Annotated in this window: 17 protein-coding genes; 8 read left to right on the top strand and 9 right to left on the bottom strand. The window is 42.6% G+C overall.

Annotated features, from left to right (window positions below):
• Positions 1-61 precede the first annotated feature (61 nt).
• The gene (locus tag RZ44_RS10140) at positions 62-526 is read left to right on the top strand and encodes an S-ribosylhomocysteine lyase (protein ID WP_035811025.1); all 465 of its coding nucleotides are present in this window, start codon (positions 62-64) and stop codon (positions 524-526) included.
• Positions 527-662: 136 nt separating this feature from the next.
• A complete protein-coding gene (locus tag RZ44_RS10135) occupies positions 663-1,187 on the top strand; it encodes a hypothetical protein (RefSeq protein WP_035811021.1) in 525 nt (174 codons plus the stop codon).
• Positions 1,188-1,236: 49 nt separating this feature from the next.
• Here RZ44_RS10135 and RZ44_RS10130 read toward each other — a convergent pair whose 3' ends face one another.
• From RZ44_RS10130 to RZ44_RS10100, 7 genes are all read right to left on the bottom strand, one after another.
• The gene (locus RZ44_RS10130) at positions 1,237-3,237 is read right to left on the bottom strand and encodes a CocE/NonD family hydrolase (protein WP_035811019.1); all 2,001 of its coding nucleotides are present in this window, start codon (positions 3,235-3,237) and stop codon (positions 1,237-1,239) included.
• Between the two features lie 158 nt (positions 3,238-3,395).
• Positions 3,396-4,280: a ribokinase gene (gene rbsK, locus RZ44_RS10125; protein WP_035811018.1), complete on the bottom strand. Its 885-nt coding sequence runs from the start codon at positions 4,278-4,280 to the stop codon at positions 3,396-3,398.
• An 18-nt stretch (positions 4,281-4,298) separates the two neighbouring features.
• A complete protein-coding gene (locus RZ44_RS10120) occupies positions 4,299-5,237 on the bottom strand; it encodes a nucleoside hydrolase (RefSeq protein ID WP_035811014.1) in 939 nt (312 codons plus the stop codon).
• A gap of 2 nt (positions 5,238-5,239) precedes the next feature.
• Positions 5,240-6,175 carry a nucleoside hydrolase gene (locus RZ44_RS10115; protein WP_035811012.1) on the bottom strand — a complete coding sequence of 312 codons (936 nt, stop codon included), beginning with the start codon at positions 6,173-6,175 and terminating at the stop codon, positions 5,240-5,242.
• Positions 6,176-6,250: 75 nt separating this feature from the next.
• Entirely contained in the window at positions 6,251-6,745 is a 495-nt protein-coding gene (locus RZ44_RS10110) for a GNAT family N-acetyltransferase (protein ID WP_035811011.1), read from the bottom strand.
• Positions 6,746-6,759: 14 nt separating this feature from the next.
• Complete coding sequence (locus RZ44_RS10105; protein WP_035811010.1) at positions 6,760-7,359, bottom strand: response regulator transcription factor; 600 nt, start codon at positions 7,357-7,359, stop codon at positions 6,760-6,762.
• Complete coding sequence (locus RZ44_RS10100) at positions 7,340-8,398, bottom strand: sensor histidine kinase (RefSeq protein WP_035811009.1); 1,059 nt, start codon at positions 8,396-8,398, stop codon at positions 7,340-7,342. The genes RZ44_RS10105 and RZ44_RS10100 overlap by 20 nt, the downstream gene beginning before the upstream one ends.
• Before the next feature lie 114 nt (positions 8,399-8,512).
• Between RZ44_RS10100 and RZ44_RS10095 the strand changes: the two genes are divergently transcribed.
• The 4 genes from RZ44_RS10095 to RZ44_RS11350 are packed head-to-tail and all read left to right on the top strand — an operon-like array spanning position 8,513 to position 11,820.
• The gene (locus RZ44_RS10095; RefSeq protein ID WP_035811007.1) at positions 8,513-9,442 is read left to right on the top strand and encodes an ABC transporter ATP-binding protein; all 930 of its coding nucleotides are present in this window, start codon (positions 8,513-8,515) and stop codon (positions 9,440-9,442) included.
• Positions 9,442-10,494, top strand: a complete 1,053-nt coding sequence (locus RZ44_RS10090) for an ABC transporter permease (protein WP_035811006.1) — start codon at positions 9,442-9,444, stop codon at positions 10,492-10,494. The genes RZ44_RS10095 and RZ44_RS10090 overlap by 1 nt, the downstream gene beginning before the upstream one ends.
• Complete coding sequence (locus tag RZ44_RS10085; protein WP_035811005.1) at positions 10,481-11,614, top strand: ABC transporter permease; 1,134 nt, start codon at positions 10,481-10,483, stop codon at positions 11,612-11,614. Before RZ44_RS10090 ends, RZ44_RS10085 begins: the two co-directional genes overlap by 14 nt.
• 53 nt (positions 11,615-11,667) lie before the next feature.
• On the top strand, positions 11,668-11,820 hold the full coding sequence (locus RZ44_RS11350; protein ID WP_171816101.1) for a hypothetical protein: 153 nt from the start codon (positions 11,668-11,670) through the stop codon (positions 11,818-11,820).
• 46 nt (positions 11,821-11,866) lie between these two features.
• On the opposite strand, the gene RZ44_RS10080 is transcribed toward RZ44_RS11350, so the two are convergent.
• Positions 11,867-12,805 carry an aldo/keto reductase gene (locus RZ44_RS10080; RefSeq protein ID WP_035811004.1) on the bottom strand — a complete coding sequence of 313 codons (939 nt, stop codon included), beginning with the start codon at positions 12,803-12,805 and terminating at the stop codon, positions 11,867-11,869.
• Positions 12,806-12,956: 151 nt separating this feature from the next.
• On the opposite strand from RZ44_RS10080, the gene RZ44_RS10075 reads away from it, so the two are divergent.
• Both RZ44_RS10075 and RZ44_RS10070 read left to right on the top strand, forming a co-directional pair.
• Positions 12,957-13,847, top strand: a complete 891-nt coding sequence (locus RZ44_RS10075; RefSeq protein WP_035811003.1) for a fructose bisphosphate aldolase — start codon at positions 12,957-12,959, stop codon at positions 13,845-13,847.
• A gap of 55 nt (positions 13,848-13,902) precedes the next feature.
• On the top strand, positions 13,903-14,448 hold the full coding sequence (locus RZ44_RS10070) for a cysteine hydrolase family protein (protein ID WP_035811002.1): 546 nt from the start codon (positions 13,903-13,905) through the stop codon (positions 14,446-14,448).
• Between the two features lie 187 nt (positions 14,449-14,635).
• On the opposite strand, the gene RZ44_RS10065 is transcribed toward RZ44_RS10070, so the two are convergent.
• Positions 14,636-16,078: a phospholipase D family protein gene (locus RZ44_RS10065; RefSeq protein ID WP_052108971.1), complete on the bottom strand. Its 1,443-nt coding sequence runs from the start codon at positions 16,076-16,078 to the stop codon at positions 14,636-14,638.
• Positions 16,079-16,183 lie beyond the last annotated feature (105 nt).

Here is a 16,183-nt window from a genome sequence, read left to right as displayed (position 1 = left end):
CCATTCAACTTCAAACTGTAATAAGATTAATAAGAATAAACAATTAGGGAGTGTATCGTATATGAAAGAGATGAACGTTGAAAGTTTTAACCTGGATCACACAAAAGTTGCTGCACCTTATATCAGACTTGCAGGGACAAACGAAGGCGAGCACGGTGACAAGATTTATAAATTTGATATCCGATTCTGCCAGCCGAACAAAGAGCATATGGATATGCCTGCACTTCACTCAATCGAACACTTAATGGCGGAAAACATCCGCAACCACCACGACCGTGTTGTCGATTTAAGCCCGATGGGATGTCAGACCGGTTTTTATCTGTCCGTATTAAATGATGACGATAAAGCTGGAATTGAAGATGTTATGGAAAAAACATTAAACGATGTACTTAAAGCGACAGAAGTACCTGCATGCAACGAAGTACAGTGCGGATGGGCAGCAAGCCACAGTCTTGAAGGGGCTAAGGAGATTGCCCGCAAGATGCTCGAAGGACGCAGCAGCTGGAGTACTGTGTTCGCAGAATAATAATTTAAATCCGGGCCACTCCTGTGAGTGGTCTTTTTTATGCCGCCGAAAGATATTTCATTTCAATTTACATCACTTCCCGTTAGGCGTAAAATATACAGGATAATACACACAAATAAGAAAGAGGTTTTCCGTAATGATTATGCCGGTATGGCTGATGTGGTTAATTCCACCTGTTGTTTTTATGATAATACCGTTAAAAATGCTAATCGACTGGTTTGCGATTTACCTGCCGCTCGATAAAAAATATAACCGTAAGGAAATTACCGTTAAAGCGTCGTGGAAAATCTGGCTGACGGATATCGGTCTGCATCTCGCAGCTGTTGGAATTATGTACGCATCACTGTACATCGATCCGCTGTTCAGAGGGAACCCGACATCATTTGACGATGTTAAGGAAATCAGCAATGCAACACCCGACTGGATTGTTGCATTCTTTGAAGGAGTAATCGCGAACCCGTTCGACAGTATTTACAGTATGATTTTCGTCCTTATCGTTTTTGTTGTCATTATTTTAGTCCAGTTTAAACTGACTCAGAAAATTTACGCGAAGTTCGGTCTGAATGCCAAACAGGTAACAAGATCAAGCATTATCTCGACATTATTAATGGCTCCGTGGATTATTATGATTCCGACTTCATTATTCTCATCAATTATTTAACATAAAAAGGTTCCCCGGAAAATTATCCGGGGAACCTTTTTAAATATTTTTAGTTAAAATCTCTCTTCACAGTCTTTTTCCATTCTTTACTGAAAACTTCTTCACCGTTGTTATAACCAATCAGACGGTTAACAAGATAAAAGTTCTCATAATCACATGTCATCAGACTTTCAGTTTTCATTTCTGTTTTGATGTCTGCATCTTCAACAATCACAGTCCAGTCACACTGAACAGCTGCTGACAACGGGTCATCGTTGTTTATCGTGTAAATATTATGGTTTTCAGTACCGTAAGTGATACCGAGGTGCGGCAGGTAACGTTTGCCCTCATTTGAATAATCATCTAATATCCAGTCGTTTGTCGTCAGATCATTGATGACATTTCTCGTACGGTAACCTTCTTCAAGTACTTCCTTTTCAAGCGGTGTCGCCATTTCTGCAGAGTTGTACTTCATCTCAACCGGCGTGTAATTTTCAACGTACGGCAAATGCAGTGAACTGCGGTTTAAATCCACTGTCAGCCCGACTTTGTCTTTCGACGCCCACATCAGCGGCCAATAGCTTGGTGCAAATGAGATTTCAATGCTGTGGCCTTCAGGCACTGTATAACCAATCACATCGAACAGTATTTCCGCATAGATGTATTCATCAACTGGCAGGGCTTCCGGGTTTTCATGACTGCCCGCATGGTTTAAATTCAGCTGCCCTTTCGTAATCAAAGTACGTTTGCCGTCCGGATGAACGTCCGTCAGACGTACATGCAGATTTGCTTCATCGTGTGATGATTTCACTTTGACGTTCAGCTTCGCCTGTCCTGCAATGCTCAGTGATTCTGCTGCGTCCACCGAAATCGTCGTTGCGAGTGCATTTTCGATTGTCTGGTCTGCTGCGAGATCCCCTTCCTGTCCGAACGGACAGAACACGCCTGAATAGAGGCCGTGATGCTGATTGTTCTGAAGTGTCACTTCATCATGGAAATGGCTCAGAATATCGACGGATTCAAATTGTTCAGTATAGACATCAATCCACTGGCCTTCCCTGTACTCGTAGCTCGTCGACGGCTCTATGCTGTCCTGAATATAAATATGAAACTCATCTTCGTGCTCAACCTGACTCTGGTCTTCCACGAACCATTTCGAGAACCAGTCCACACACTCCTGCAGATAACCAATCTGCGGTCCCGGTATTGCAAGGTCAGGAAATTCATGCGCCCACGGGCCGATAATTCCTTTCTTAGGGACATTTAAATTATCCATTAAGCGATAAACTGCATCGGTATAACCGTCAGCCCAGCCGCTCATCGTGAGGACAGGTATTTTAATATCTTCATAATTTTCGTTAATTGAGCCGTGTTTCCAAAACTCATCACGGCGCTGGTGGCTCACCCATTCTTCTACGAACGGCGGTGTGTTTTCCATTCGGTTCAGCCACATATCGTACCAGCTGTCACCGACAAACTGCGGGAACGGCGGCCGTGCATTATAAGCAAACATTGTCGAAGCCCACCACAGCATGTCCGATGCCATCATTACACCGCCCCGGTAATGAACGTCATCCGCGTAACGGTCATCAGTTGAGCACAATGAAATAATTGTTTTTAGCGCTTTCGGCTGACGTGCGGCAACCTGCAGGCCGTTAAAGCCGCCCCATGATTTTCCAATCATGCCGACAGAGCCGTTCGACCAGCTCTGATTTTCAATCCAGCTGATAATATCGATTGCATCATCCTGCTCGGAAATGTGATATTCATCTTCGATAATTCCTTCTGAATCACCGGTACCTCTAATATCAACGCGCATCGAAGTAAAGCCGTTACCCGCGAAATATTTATGTCTGATTTCATCTCTTAACGCTGTAAAATCATCTTTTCTGTACGGTAAAAACTCAAGTACTGTACCTTTCGTTACTTCGAGTCCTTTCGGCTGCCAGATTTTCGCAGACAGTTTTGTACCGTCGCTCATTTCGATCCATGTATGATTCGTAATTCCGACTTCATATGGCAGGTCTTCTATTTCGTTCACCTTGTTGTAATCTACATCGAATACTCCCATTAGTTGTCACCTCATAAAAATAATTTACTTTACCAATACTACACTAACCGGGGAATTATTTAAGGATTGACGATTATGAATAAGTTATAGGATACGCATCTATCCATAACCAAATCAAACCCGGAAATCATATGATTCCCGGGTTTATCTGTTTAATATTACCGATTCATTCTCTCAAGTACCTGTTCAGTTGTCGGCATCGCATTCTGTGCACCGAATTTCTCAACGCTTAGCGATGCTGCAGCGTTCGCAAAGTGACAGCTTTCTTCCAGACTTCTGCCCTGTGCAATGTAGCTGACAAATGCACCGTTGAAACAGTCTCCTGCCCCTGTCGTGTCGACCACTTCCGCTTTCATTGTCGGCACATCCACACGGTAGGCATCCACTGTGTAGTAACAGCCTTTGCTGCCGCTCGTCACAACAAATTTATCGATGTGGTCTTTTAACAGCTCAGGGTGTGCTTCCGCCAGCTGAGTCAGTTCAATCTGATTCGGCGTAATGTATGTACTGTTATTAATAATATTATCTGTCAGCTTTTGTGCCGGTGCCGGATTAACGACCAGTTCAATATTATTGTCACCGCATACTTCAGCCACGTAATCCACCGTCTCCATCGGGATTTCAAGCTGCGTCACAACAACGTCGCTTTCGAGCAGTGCTTCACGGTGTTTATCGATTACATCTTTCGTTACATGAGCGTTCGCTCCCGGCACAACGATAATCGTGTTATCCAGCGGATTCACCGTAATCATCGCAATACCGCTTTCCACTTCATCAAGAACTTCGATATGGTCGACATTCACACCTTCACTTTTTAAGCTTTCGATCATCTCAGTACCAAATGCATCATTCCCCACTCTGCCGATAAACGTCACATCACAGCCGAGTCTTGCAGCTGCGACTGCCTGGTTTGCACCTTTACCGCCGCAGAGTGTCGTGAATTTTTCTCCTGTCAGCGTCTCACCGATTTTAGGATGACGTTCTGCAGTCACGACTAAATCCATATTTAAACTTCCAACGATTGTTACTTTAGGCTTACTCATTTGTTATACCTCCAGGAATTACTGTAGACTGCCGAGTTTTTCAAGCAGTATATTTTGAAATGCTGTTAAATCAATATCTTTAAGCAGATTGACGTTACGTCCCGCTTCAGGTGCTGTTTTACGTACATCGCATACCGTCATGCCGCGGTTAATATCATCTGTGCAGTCGACATCCACGCTCACCTGTATACCTTTAAATATTTCAGGATTTGTCAGGTAAATTACTGCGACAGCGTCGTGTATATGCACCAGTTCACTGTTAATATACGCCGGTGAGTCAAAGTAGAACTTCAGCATTTCACCGAATGCTTTCTGCACTTCACCTTCATTGTTAATCAGTGCATCAACCTGTGCACGGTCAAGTCCGCTCTTATGGGTTACATCAAGACCGCACATGACAATCGGGAGACCCGAGTCAAAGACAATTTTTGCCGCTTCGGGATCTCCCCAGATGTTAAACTCCGCTGTCGGTGTTCTGTTTCCGAATGTGCCGCCGCCCATCAGAACAATTTCATCGATACGTTCCGACACTTCGGGGAACACTTTTAACAATAGTGCAATATTTGTCAGCGGACCGACAGGCACGAGTGTCATCTTTTCATCTGCAGACAGGTTCATAATATGGTCCCGCATTACCTGAAACGGGTTGCCGGGTTCTGTCTGCTTCGCCGTTTTCGGCAGCACTGTATTACCGAGTCCTGTCTCACCATGTACGTGGCCCGCATCTTCTTTCGCTCGCGTTAACGGTCCTTCTGCACCTTTAACGACCGGCACATCCATTTTTAGAAAATCGCTCAGTGCGAGTGCGTTACCGGTCACACGTTCTATCGTCTGATTACCCGCCACTGTGGAAATACCGCGGATATTCAATACATCTCTGCTCGCCGCAGCTGCTGCAAGTGCAATCGCATCATCAATACCGGGATCGCAGTCAATCCATATATTTTTTGCTGTCATAATTACCGACCTCCGTCAAATGACTTCAGAACTTCTTCAAACAGTGTCCAGAATGCTTCCTGATCCACACCGAGTGCTACATTCGTATTCGGCTCTCTGCCCGTTACACTCAGCGTATCGATTACAGTCATACCGTATGAGTACTCACCTTTTGTTTCCACAGTAACGTTTAAATACTCCGTCTCGAACAATTCCGGTTTCAACAGATACATCGTTGTACATGCATCGTGAATCGGTCCGCCGTTAAAGCCGAAATGGTTTTTGTACGTTTCACCGAAGAAAATTAACAGCTCCTTAACGAATACTGCAATCTTGTTATCGATTTTACTGACACGTTCAATAATGTCGTCAGTTGCAATCACCTGATGAGTCACATCAAGACCGAACATCGTCACCGGTACGCTGCTTTCGTATACAACTCTCGCCGCTTCAGCATCGACAAAAATATTGAACTCTGCTGCCGGCGTCCAGTTACCGAACGTTCCGCCGCCCATTAAGACAATTTCATCGATGTTTTCTATAATTCTCGGTTCTTTAATTAAGGCCATCGCAATGTTCGTCAACGGTCCTGTCGGTACAAGTGTAACCGGTTCGCCGGAGCTCATAACCTGCTCGATAATAAAGTCAACAGCATGTCCTTCAGTCACCCCGATTTGCGGCTCCGGAAGCACCGGGCCGTCCATCCCTGTTTCACCGTGAATTTCAGGCGCAATTTCGCTCTCTTTTACGAGCGGGCGTCTCGCACCCTGAACTACCGGAACATCCAGCCCGAGCAGTTCACATATTTTTAATGTATTAATCGTATTTTTCTCAACTTCAACGTTGCCTGCAACAGTCGTAATTCCTAAAATATTTAAATCGCTGACACCTGAAGCCGCAATAATTATCGATATCGCATCATCATGCCCCGGATCACAATCTAAAATAACATTTCTCATCAGTAAAACACTCCATTCATCGTTCTTAAAATAATTATCTCATGAGCCTTTTCAATTTTACAGACAGACCAACTATCAAATCTCTCTCCTCATTCTTAAAGACACCTGCACTTCACCTGATGCACTTTTCGTTTCTTTAACCGACTGCTGAATAAAACCGCGCGCTTTATAAAACGGCAAGCCAAGTCTGTTATTCTCCTGCACGGATACCCACTGTTCCACAGCACCTTTACGCTGCTGATGGCCGGTTAATTTATGTAACAATGACTTACCAATTCCATGATACCTGTATTTTTCATCAATATAAAACACATACACTTCAGCGCGTTTCTTACCGTTCATTCCGCCGCCGATGACACCGGTAACAGTGCCGTCAACTTCAGCAACGTAAGTGTAACTGCCTTTCTTAATATCCTGCGTCACCTTTTTCGCGTTGTACCAGTAATTGACCGTCTGCTGCTGAAGCGTGCTGCTCAATTTTCCTTCAACTGTCTGCCGCCATCCCGTACTGCAGATTTCTGCAATTCGTTCTGCGTCAGTGACATCGGGCTTTCTTATTACGAGTGTCATCCGGATACCTCTCTTTAGTTTTTATAATAATAAACGGCCAGCTGAGTCCTGTCTCTTAAATCCAGTTTCGTCAGCATTTGAGAAATATAGTTTCTGACTGTACCTTCACTCAAATACAGGTGCCCGGCAATTTCTTTATTATTATATCCCTCTGCAACCAGTTCAATAATATCCCGCTCTCTCGTCGACAACTCTGACAAGTCTTTGTGCGATGCTGTTGCCGACATGCTTTTAACGATATTGCTGTCGAACACCATATTGCCCGACAGCACCGCTTCAATCGCCGGAATAATTCCCGTAAGATTATCTTTCAGTAAATATCCTTTGCAGCCGATGTTCAGAGCTTCATGAATATACTCATCATCTTTAAATGTCGTAATCAGCAGAATTTTAGCTTCCGGAAAATCTTTCAGTATTTCCTTACTTGCCTGAAGCCCGGATTTCTCCCGCATTCGGATATCTGTCATTAACAAATCCGGCTGATGTTCTTTATACAAATTAACCGCATCAAAACCACTCGTGCCGGTAGTTATGACATCGTAATTCGAATTCCTCACTATTGTCGACAGTGCCGACACTACAAGTGGATCATCATCAACTATTGCTATTCTCATTTCGAAGCCCCTCCATGTAAAATATTGCGTGTACGATAAAACCATCATCATTAAATGTATTCAGTACTCCGCCGTACTTCTGTACTGTTTCTTTCATCGACTGAAGTCCCATGCCTTTGTTGAATTCTTTAACAGGATTGCCGTTATCTTTAATAGTCAATGCTAAAAATTTAGGATGCTCTTTAATGATTACTGTAAATGCCGATGCATTTGAATGCTTGCGGATATTCGTCAGTGCTTCTCTGACCAGTGACAGCATGTCTATCTTTTCTTCATGAGTCAGTGTGATATTTACATCATATATAAGTTCTTTTGAATAATTCTCCATTTCCACGAGATAACTTTCTATTCTCGCCTCAAGGTCTATCGACGTGTCATACAGATTATGAATACTGTGACGCACGTCTTCCATACCGATTTTCAGTCTGTCCTGCAGCTGCTTTAACGAGTGATGCAGTGTCTCTTCATCTTTAACGTACTGCAGCGACTCGATCAGCAGAATACTGCTCGACAGTGAATGACCAAGTGCATCATGCATATCACGGGCAATCCGGTTCCGTTCATTAAGCCCCGCCATGTAAATATCTTTCTCGTGAGTTTTCATCAGTTCATTACGCTGTGCTTTTAAACGCATATTATCTTCAGTCAGCTGATCACGCATTTTTCTGTTCAGCTGTTTTGCTTCCGATAGTTTCTCTGACAATACAGTCGTGTAGAAAATAAAAATACTTAAAAACAGCAATACCCATTCCTGAAACAGGACTATGGGAATTAGAACCATAATCCCGTACATGCCATATTCCATAAATATAATATGAGAGATGACCGGCAGGAAATACAAATAATTTATATCCATGAACAAAAGCACAGCAAAAATCACAGCAGCAGTAAACAGCATATATTTTTTCCTGATGGCATCTGTGCTGAATGCTGTAATAAAAGACAGCAGTATTACTGTTATATGCGCCTCCTCTGACGTCAGCAGATAGAATACCGACAACACTGTAAATATCATAATCTTTACATATATATTTGACATTTCTTCACCTCACAATATGACAATTGTCACCACAGCTCATGACCCCGGACACTAACAGCGTGTTTATTTATATTATAAACTTAAATTAACCAATATAGTACAGGGGGCAATAATATGATTGCAATGGACAAAGTAGTAAAGAGGTACAAAGACGTGATTGCACTTGACCACTTCTCTTTCCAGGCCGGGGAGAATGAAATTATCGGTCTGCTCGGTCCGAACGGCTGCGGTAAAACAACAGCTATTAACTGCATGCTTTCCTTACTGAAATTCGATCAGGGTACGATTGAAATTTTCGGAGAGCCGGCTAACCCCAATAACAACAGAACAAAACGCCGGATCGGCATCGTCCCTCAGGAACTTGCTATTTTCGAAAAGTTAAATGTCGTGGAGAACATCGACTTCTACTGCGGACTGTACGTTACGAATAAAGCAGAGCGTAAACAGCTTGTCGACGAAGCAATCGCTTTTGTCGGTCTCGAAAAATACAGAAAGTTCGTACCAAAGCAGCTGAGCGGGGGCCTTAAAAGAAGACTCAATATCGCCTGCGGCATCGCGCATAAACCGGAAGTTCTTTTCCTTGATGAACCCACTGTCGCTGTTGATGCGCAGAGCAGAAACTTTATTCTTGAAGGTGTTAAAAAGATGAAGGAACAGGGTACAACTGTAATTTACACTACACACTACCTGGAAGAAGCCGAAGACCTGTGCGATTCGTTCGTCATTATGGATAACGGACGGAATGTTGCAAACGGTACACTCGATGAACTTCAGAAATCAATTTCAACGACAGAAAGTGTCACGGTAAAATTTATTACTGAGGACGATACGCTTGTAACACGCTTAAAACAAATTCCGCACGTCAACCAGGTTTCGAAAACTCAGGATAAATACAATATCCAATTCGATAAACACCATAACAACCTTGCGAATCTTATCCGTTTTATCGAAGACAACTCGCTCACTTATACAGAAATCGCGAGTGAGCAGCCATCGCTGAGCAGTATTTTTCTGGAACTGACAGGCAAGGAGCTGAGGGACTGATGAACTTTTTACGCCTCACCTATTATTTACTCGTCATTAATTTTAAAGATTTTGGATATATTTTTTGGACAATCGGTTATCCACTCATGCTTGTGACGATTTTTATGGCGACGACGTCCAATCTCGGCGGCGCAGATATGACAACTATTGAGGTTGCTGTGACGGAGGATAACGAATACACACAAGTGCTGGAGCAGATTGATTTTATCAGTGTCAGTGAAATGTCCGACAGCACAGCACGGGCAGAACTGGATGCAGAAAATATTACGGGATATATTACAGAAAACGGCACATTAATCGTTCAGAGCAGCAGTTTTCAGGCATCGGTTTTAGAATCTGTAATGAATCAGATTCACCAGACAACTTTATTGAATGTACCTCCTGAAAATTTTAATTTTGAAACTGACTTTCTCAAGTCCAATGGTATGGAAACAGAACCGCAGGTTGTGATGTACTATTCAACGATTGCAATGGTTTCTTTATATACGGTATTTACAAGTATGGAGATGATTTCATCGATGCGTCCGAATTTAAGCACGATGGGTGCCAGATTCTCCGCCAGTCCGTTCAGTAAAGTCAAATATATACTCGCAATTATGGTTGCGGGATTATTTCTCGGACTATTGTCAAACGCGCTGCTCATCGGATATTTAATGATATTCAACGAATCCGTGCTGTTTAATCACCTCGCACCGACACTCGGCATCATATTAGCCGGAAACATTGCAGGACTCGGCCTTGGTTTTATCATCGGACTGACACCGAGAGTGAACATCAATGTGAAATCAGTCGTACCTGTCGTCTTTATCGTCGGTCTGGCTTTCCTTGCCGGACTGATGGGTCCGGCAGTCAGAAGTGTAATCAACCGGGAAATACCGCTTATTAATGAATTAAACCCCCTCGCACACATTACGGATACAATCTACCGGGTAAATTTAATGGATAACTTTGAGGGCTACTGGACCACAATACTGTTTTTACTGGGCATTACATTCGTCAGTTTCTTTATCACATTAATTGTATTAAGGAGGAAACAATATGACCATATTTAAAATAATACTCCTCCACTTCTGGAAATTTAAATGGATGATTATTCCACTGGCACTCATCTTCTTTGTCATCGCAGCACTGTTCAGCACAGCGGGCGGCGGTAAAGAAACTTTCGAAAGTAAAACGCTCAGTATAACCGTCGTGAATAATTCCGATTCAGACACATCGGATGCACTGCTTGAATATTTAAGCAGTTCACATGAAGTTGAAGTAATGACAGGTTCTGATAGTGAACATTTGAAAGAACAGGTCTTTCTGATGGAAATTCACGGTGCAGTTATTATAGAAGAAAATTTTGAAGAACTGGTCAAAAACGGTGAACCCGCTGTTGAAGTAATCACCGACGAACGTGCAGCATCAGCTGTTCAGCTGGAAACTGAAATTTCCAAATTTCTGATGTTTGCCAATGCCCAGTTTAATGACACGGGATCACTCGATACTGAAACTCTCCAGTCAGCATTAACCGACACTGTGAATGTTGAGCTGAACAACGGTACGGTTGTCAATTCCGGCGAAAACTACGAGAATGCCGCTGCTTATACAAACTTCGCAGCTTACTGGCTCATGCTGTTCATTATGCTCTCGATTGGTAATCTGATGTCTGAATACAATAAACCGGAATTGCAAAAAAGAATTATTTCAGCACCGGTATCATCGACAGCAAATGCATTACAGGTATTAGGCGCACAATCACTGGTCGGAATATTCGCAGTGCTGGTTATGTTCTTCGGTCTGATTGGACTGTATTACGATCGTCTCGAAGGCATTCCGCTTCCCCATATCTTTGTTGCACTTATACTGATTATGGTATTTACACTCGCTCTCCAGTATGCGATTAATGCACTGACGACGAATCGTTTTATCGTCAACGGACTTGCAAACCTCGTTACACTGGGTCTGGCATTTCTGTCAGGTATATTCATTCCAATTGAACTATTCGGTGATTCTGCTCAACGTATAGCGGAATTTTTACCGCTGTATCATTTTACACAAATATATGCAGCACCGGACATCACATGGAGCCAGGCTGCACTGCCAATCGGAATACTCATACTGTACACAGTCGCTTTTCTGATTATCGGCATCATTTTCAGCAACCAGCGTAAAAGTACACAATTATAATGAAACGTTATATACTTGCTGTGAAGATTTATCACTGAAAGGATGGGAGAGCAGTGAAAACAAAAACAGTTTCCGCCATGACGGAAAAAGGACTCGACAAAAAAATTGCAGAATTCTTTTACGAAAATCAGTATATTGAGGTCATCGATGTAAAATTCAGTGTCGGCAGCGTCTTTGCCGTATTGATTCTTTACAGAGATAAATAAAAAAATCGGTTAAGGACGTTCTCATTTGTCCTTAACCGGTCTTTTTTTACTCCATTTTAAATATTTCATCGATGTAGTCAACGTCTTCCGGTTTCAGCTCAATATCTGCCGCACGCATATTATCTTTAATCTGCCCGCCTTTTTTCGCTCCCGGTATTATCACATCGAGTGACGGTCTCGTTAAATAAAATGCGAGCACCAGCTGTGCGACATCTTCATCGTATTTCTTCGCCAGCTCTTTCAGCTTATCAACCTTCTGAAGATTTTCTTTAAACTGATCCTCCTGATAGAATGCGAGTTTTGTTCGCAGGTCTTCAAATTTAGTATTTTCATCGTATTTCCCTGCAAGGATACCTGCTGCGAGCGGGAAATAAGGAATAAATGTTATTTTGTTTGCCGCAGTGTAATCCAGCATCTCTTTTTCGGCTTCACGGTTAAACAGGTTATATTCATTCTGAATCACATCGACATGATTGTTTTTATTCGCTTCAGCCAGTTGTTCAACATTAAAATTTGATACGCCGATTGCTTTTATTTTACCCTGTTCCTTCATTTCATAGAGTGCTTCAACTGCTTCATCTTTCGGCGTATTTTCATCCGGCTTATGAATGTAAAACAGGTCGATATATTTCGTCTGGAGTCTTTCCAGCGCATCATCCACTGCCTGCTTTAAAAACTCAGGCGAGTTGTCGATTACCATTTCGCCATTGTCCTGCTCTCTGTGCGCAGCTTTTGTTGCAATTACAATATCTTCTCTTTTATATTCTTTCAGCACTTCGCCGATTAATTCCTCAGAGCGTTTAGGGCCGTAAATAAATGCGGTATCTATCATTGTCACACCCGCATCGATTGCATCTCTTACAGTCTGCCTGCCCTCTTCTTCATTGACGTCGCCGTACATATTATATCCGCCGACGAAGTTCGCACCGAGTGCAATGGGGTGTACTATAATTCCTGATTTACCGAGTTCAACCAACTCTGTCATTTTACATACCTCCTGATATTAAACACATTAATATCTTTCCTTTTCATCAATCGGTCAAACATCCGGACAGTTTGCATATAAAGCCTTGCAGTAAAGCGCTTTTTTTAGGATACTATAAGGGAGTGGAAAACTATTTAAGGAGTGTTTTTTAATGAATCAGGAGCAACTTGAAAAAGTAAAACAGGGTAATGGTTTTATTGCCGCGCTTGACCAGAGTGGCGGAAGTACACCGAAAGCTTTAAAAGCATATGGTGTTAATGAAGATCAGTATACTAATGAAGACGAGATGTTCGATCTGGTACATGAAATGCGTTCACGTATCGTAACGTCACCTTCATTCACTTCTGACAAAGTTCTCGGTGCAATTCTTTTTGAACAGACTATGGACCGTGAAGTAGAAGGCAAGTACACTGGCGATTATTTAGCTGATAAAGGCATCGTGCCATTCCTTAAAGTCGACAAAGGACTTGCAGACGAGGAAAACGGTGTTCAGCTTATGAAACCAATGCCGGATCTTGAGGATTTATTAGCACGTGCAAACGATCGTCACATCTTCGGAACGAAAATGCGTTCAAACATTCTTTCAGCTAACGTAAAAGGTATTACTGAAGTTGTTGAACAGCAGTTCGAAGTTGGTAAACAGATTATCGCTGCAGGACTTGTGCCGATTATCGAGCCTGAAGTAAACATCAATGCTGCAGATAAAGAGCAGATTGAAGAAATTTTAAGAGATGCAATACTCGAAGAATTAAACGGTCTTGCTGAAGATGAGCTTGTAATGCTCAAACTGACAATTCCAACTGTACCTAACCTGTACAAAGAACTCGTTGATCACCCTAACGTGATTCGCGTTGTTGCACTTTCAGGCGGCTACACGAGAGTTGAAGCAAACAACTTATTAAAACAAAACGACGGTATTATCGCGAGCTTCTCACGCGCACTTTCAAGCGACTTAAACGCAGCACAGTCTGCTGAAGAGTTTGACGGTAAATTAGCTGAAGCTATCGATACTATCTACGACGCATCAGTAAACAAAAAATAATTAAAACTAAAGACAATGGCCTGCCATTGTCTTTTTTTATAAGGGGTATTTATTTATGAAAGCATTACTTAACATCGACTATACTTATGACTTCGTTGCACCGGACGGCAAACTGACTGCAGGCGAACCTGCACAAAAACTGCACGACTACATCGTGAATATCACACGCGAATTTATCGTTAATGGGGATTATACGGTATTTGCAATCGATGCTCACGAAGAAAACGATCAGTATCATCCTGAAACAAAACTGTTTCCGCCACATAACATTATCGGCACCGACGGACGGGATCTGTACGGCGAACTCGAGGCTCTTTATCAGGACAACAAAGACAAAGACAATATTTATTACACAGATAAAACCCGTTACTCTGCATTCGCCGGAACTGACATCGAACAGCGCCTCTCGGCACGCGGGATAACAGAAATCCATCTGGTCGGCGTCTGTACCGACATTTGTATACTTCACACTGCAATCGATGCATATAACAAAGGCTTTGATATCGTGATTCATCAGAATGGCGTTTCAAGTTTTAACCTTGATGCACACGAAATGGCGCTCCAGCACTTCAAAAACTCGCTTGGCACTGAAATTATATAATATTATTTGGAGCCGGGCCATGTTGTCCCGGCTTTTTGTATGTTTGTCCGGTGATGAAGTGTGTTCGTTGCGGAGGAATGACAGCGCCTCATTGCGGAGTAACGCCGCTTCCCCGGGAATGACAGCGCCTCATTGCGGTGAAAAATAAAAAGCAGACACTCCAAGCGAAGTGTCTGCCCTGTTATTGTTAAAATGTCGACAGTCCCGTAAATTCCTGCACTCTGTACAGTATTGTTTTCAGCGTCGATTCTTCTGCCTCTTCTTCATAATCAAGCGTATACTCGGCACCTTCGTTCGTCCACAGTCTGTTGAAGTACCCTGTCACTTCCCCTGCAAATTCACTGTCAGCAGGTGCCGTCACCATCATGTTTGTCTCCAGGTTATAGTCTGCAAGGTTCCGTCTCGTAAAGTTTGCGGATCCACCGTTAAATATTACTTCACCGTCTTTTTCCATCATGATAAATTTCGAATGGTATTGTTCTCCGCTCGATTTATACCAGCGGATATTCGCAGGTGTGTCATGCTTTGTCAGCTCATCGGCAACAGGCCGGTTCGGCACACCGTTTTTCTCGTTACCGAATGCGTCCTGATTAATATCAAGTATCATGTTCAGCTCTGCACCGCGGTCGAGTGCTGCTTTAAATGCTTCAACAACATCTCTGTCGGATAAATAAAACAGTCCAATGTTTAGTATATCGCCCTCTTCTGACGCGTTGACCATACGGAGAATATTATCTTTAATTTTCTCCTCCGTAATCAGCTTAACTGTATACTGTCCTTCACTGTCTTCTGTTTTCTTCGGCAGTTTATCGGCAAAGTCACTGAAGACGCGGGTATTGCCGCCGCTGAAGTTTACAACAGCACGTTCACTTTCGAGTAAATCATGCAGCATATCTCCGCTGACTTTCAGTGCTATATTCGAGTGATGTACACTCGCATCATGCGGGTTTGCCGACATCACGAGACCGTTCTTTTCATTAATAATCAACTTTCTGTGATTGGCTTTAAAGTTCAGCATCGACAGGTATGAACGGATGTTCACTTCCGGTCCCTGCGGTCTTAACGCATTGACCAGCCACTGTTCTTCAGATGAACCGAGCCACTGGAAGTATGTTCTGTAATACCCTGAGTACAGCGGGTTTGAATCCCTGAGCTTCGACAGATCTGTAAAGATAACCTCGATGCCCGCTTCTTTCAGTTCAGCGATATGCTGCGGCATATAAGTATCATAAAATGTATTGATACCGTCTGTTATAAAGATGATATCCATTTCAGGATTTTCTTCTTTTTTCGCTGTCAGCTTATCTGCCAGGTTTTGTGACAGCGGCGGAAAATCAAGCGTGTCATGGTTATAATCATCATTAAATAAAAACATATCTATTACTAAAAACTCTTCCGCTTCGTCAATCATCGTATACACTTCTTCAAAAATCTCCTGCTCTTCGGTAATTGTCCCTTTATTATCTGTATATGTAAGATCGTATAAAAATGACACATCATCTGTCTTATACTCTTCAGACTCGTATGACACACCGGAAGGCACCGGCATAAAATAACGCACACCGGAGACAACAAGAGGTATAAGTATTATTGCTGCAAAAATAATCGGGAAAAGATATCGTTTTTTCATTATCCACATCTGTAATTAATAGTATTAATTTACACTTATACCTATTCTATCAAAGAAACATTACGAAAGTGATAAGTTATTTGCAGTATAGATGGTATAATATAA

Origin of the sequence: Jeotgalicoccus saudimassiliensis (assembly GCF_000756715.1) — a bacterium.
GTDB lineage: Bacteria > Bacillota > Bacilli > Staphylococcales > Salinicoccaceae > Jeotgalicoccus > Jeotgalicoccus saudimassiliensis.
The sequence above is the reverse complement of the archived record's forward strand: the minus strand, read 5'-3'. Positions and strand labels throughout refer to the sequence as shown.

Excerpts from the sequence above, each read along its gene's own strand:
- RZ44_RS10130 (WP_035811019.1), bottom strand. The coding sequence starts at position 3,237 with ATGGGAGTATTCGATGTAGATTACAACAAGGTGAACGAAATAGAAGAC.
- RZ44_RS10070 (WP_035811002.1), top strand. The coding sequence starts at position 13,903 with ATGAAAGCATTACTTAACATCGACTATACTTATGACTTCGTTGCACCG.
- RZ44_RS10085 (WP_035811005.1), top strand. The coding sequence starts at position 10,481 with ATGACCATATTTAAAATAATACTCCTCCACTTCTGGAAATTTAAATGG.
- RZ44_RS10110 (WP_035811011.1), bottom strand. The coding sequence starts at position 6,745 with ATGACACTCGTAATAAGAAAGCCCGATGTCACTGACGCAGAACGAATT.
- rbsK (WP_035811018.1), bottom strand. The coding sequence starts at position 4,280 with ATGAGTAAGCCTAAAGTAACAATCGTTGGAAGTTTAAATATGGATTTA.
- RZ44_RS10120 (WP_035811014.1), bottom strand. The coding sequence starts at position 5,237 with ATGACAGCAAAAAATATATGGATTGACTGCGATCCCGGTATTGATGAT.
- RZ44_RS10115 (WP_035811012.1), bottom strand. The coding sequence starts at position 6,175 with ATGAGAAATGTTATTTTAGATTGTGATCCGGGGCATGATGATGCGATA.
- RZ44_RS10100 (WP_035811009.1), bottom strand. The coding sequence starts at position 8,398 with ATGTCAAATATATATGTAAAGATTATGATATTTACAGTGTTGTCGGTA.
- RZ44_RS10075 (WP_035811003.1), top strand. The coding sequence starts at position 12,957 with ATGAATCAGGAGCAACTTGAAAAAGTAAAACAGGGTAATGGTTTTATT.
- RZ44_RS10065 (WP_052108971.1), bottom strand. The coding sequence starts at position 16,078 with ATGAAAAAACGATATCTTTTCCCGATTATTTTTGCAGCAATAATACTT.
- RZ44_RS10105 (WP_035811010.1), bottom strand. The coding sequence starts at position 7,359 with ATGAGAATAGCAATAGTTGATGATGATCCACTTGTAGTGTCGGCACTG.
- RZ44_RS10135 (WP_035811021.1), top strand. The coding sequence starts at position 663 with ATGATTATGCCGGTATGGCTGATGTGGTTAATTCCACCTGTTGTTTTT.
- RZ44_RS10140 (WP_035811025.1), top strand. The coding sequence starts at position 62 with ATGAAAGAGATGAACGTTGAAAGTTTTAACCTGGATCACACAAAAGTT.
- RZ44_RS10095 (WP_035811007.1), top strand. The coding sequence starts at position 8,513 with ATGATTGCAATGGACAAAGTAGTAAAGAGGTACAAAGACGTGATTGCA.
- RZ44_RS10080 (WP_035811004.1), bottom strand. The coding sequence starts at position 12,805 with ATGACAGAGTTGGTTGAACTCGGTAAATCAGGAATTATAGTACACCCC.
- RZ44_RS10090 (WP_035811006.1), top strand. The coding sequence starts at position 9,442 with ATGAACTTTTTACGCCTCACCTATTATTTACTCGTCATTAATTTTAAA.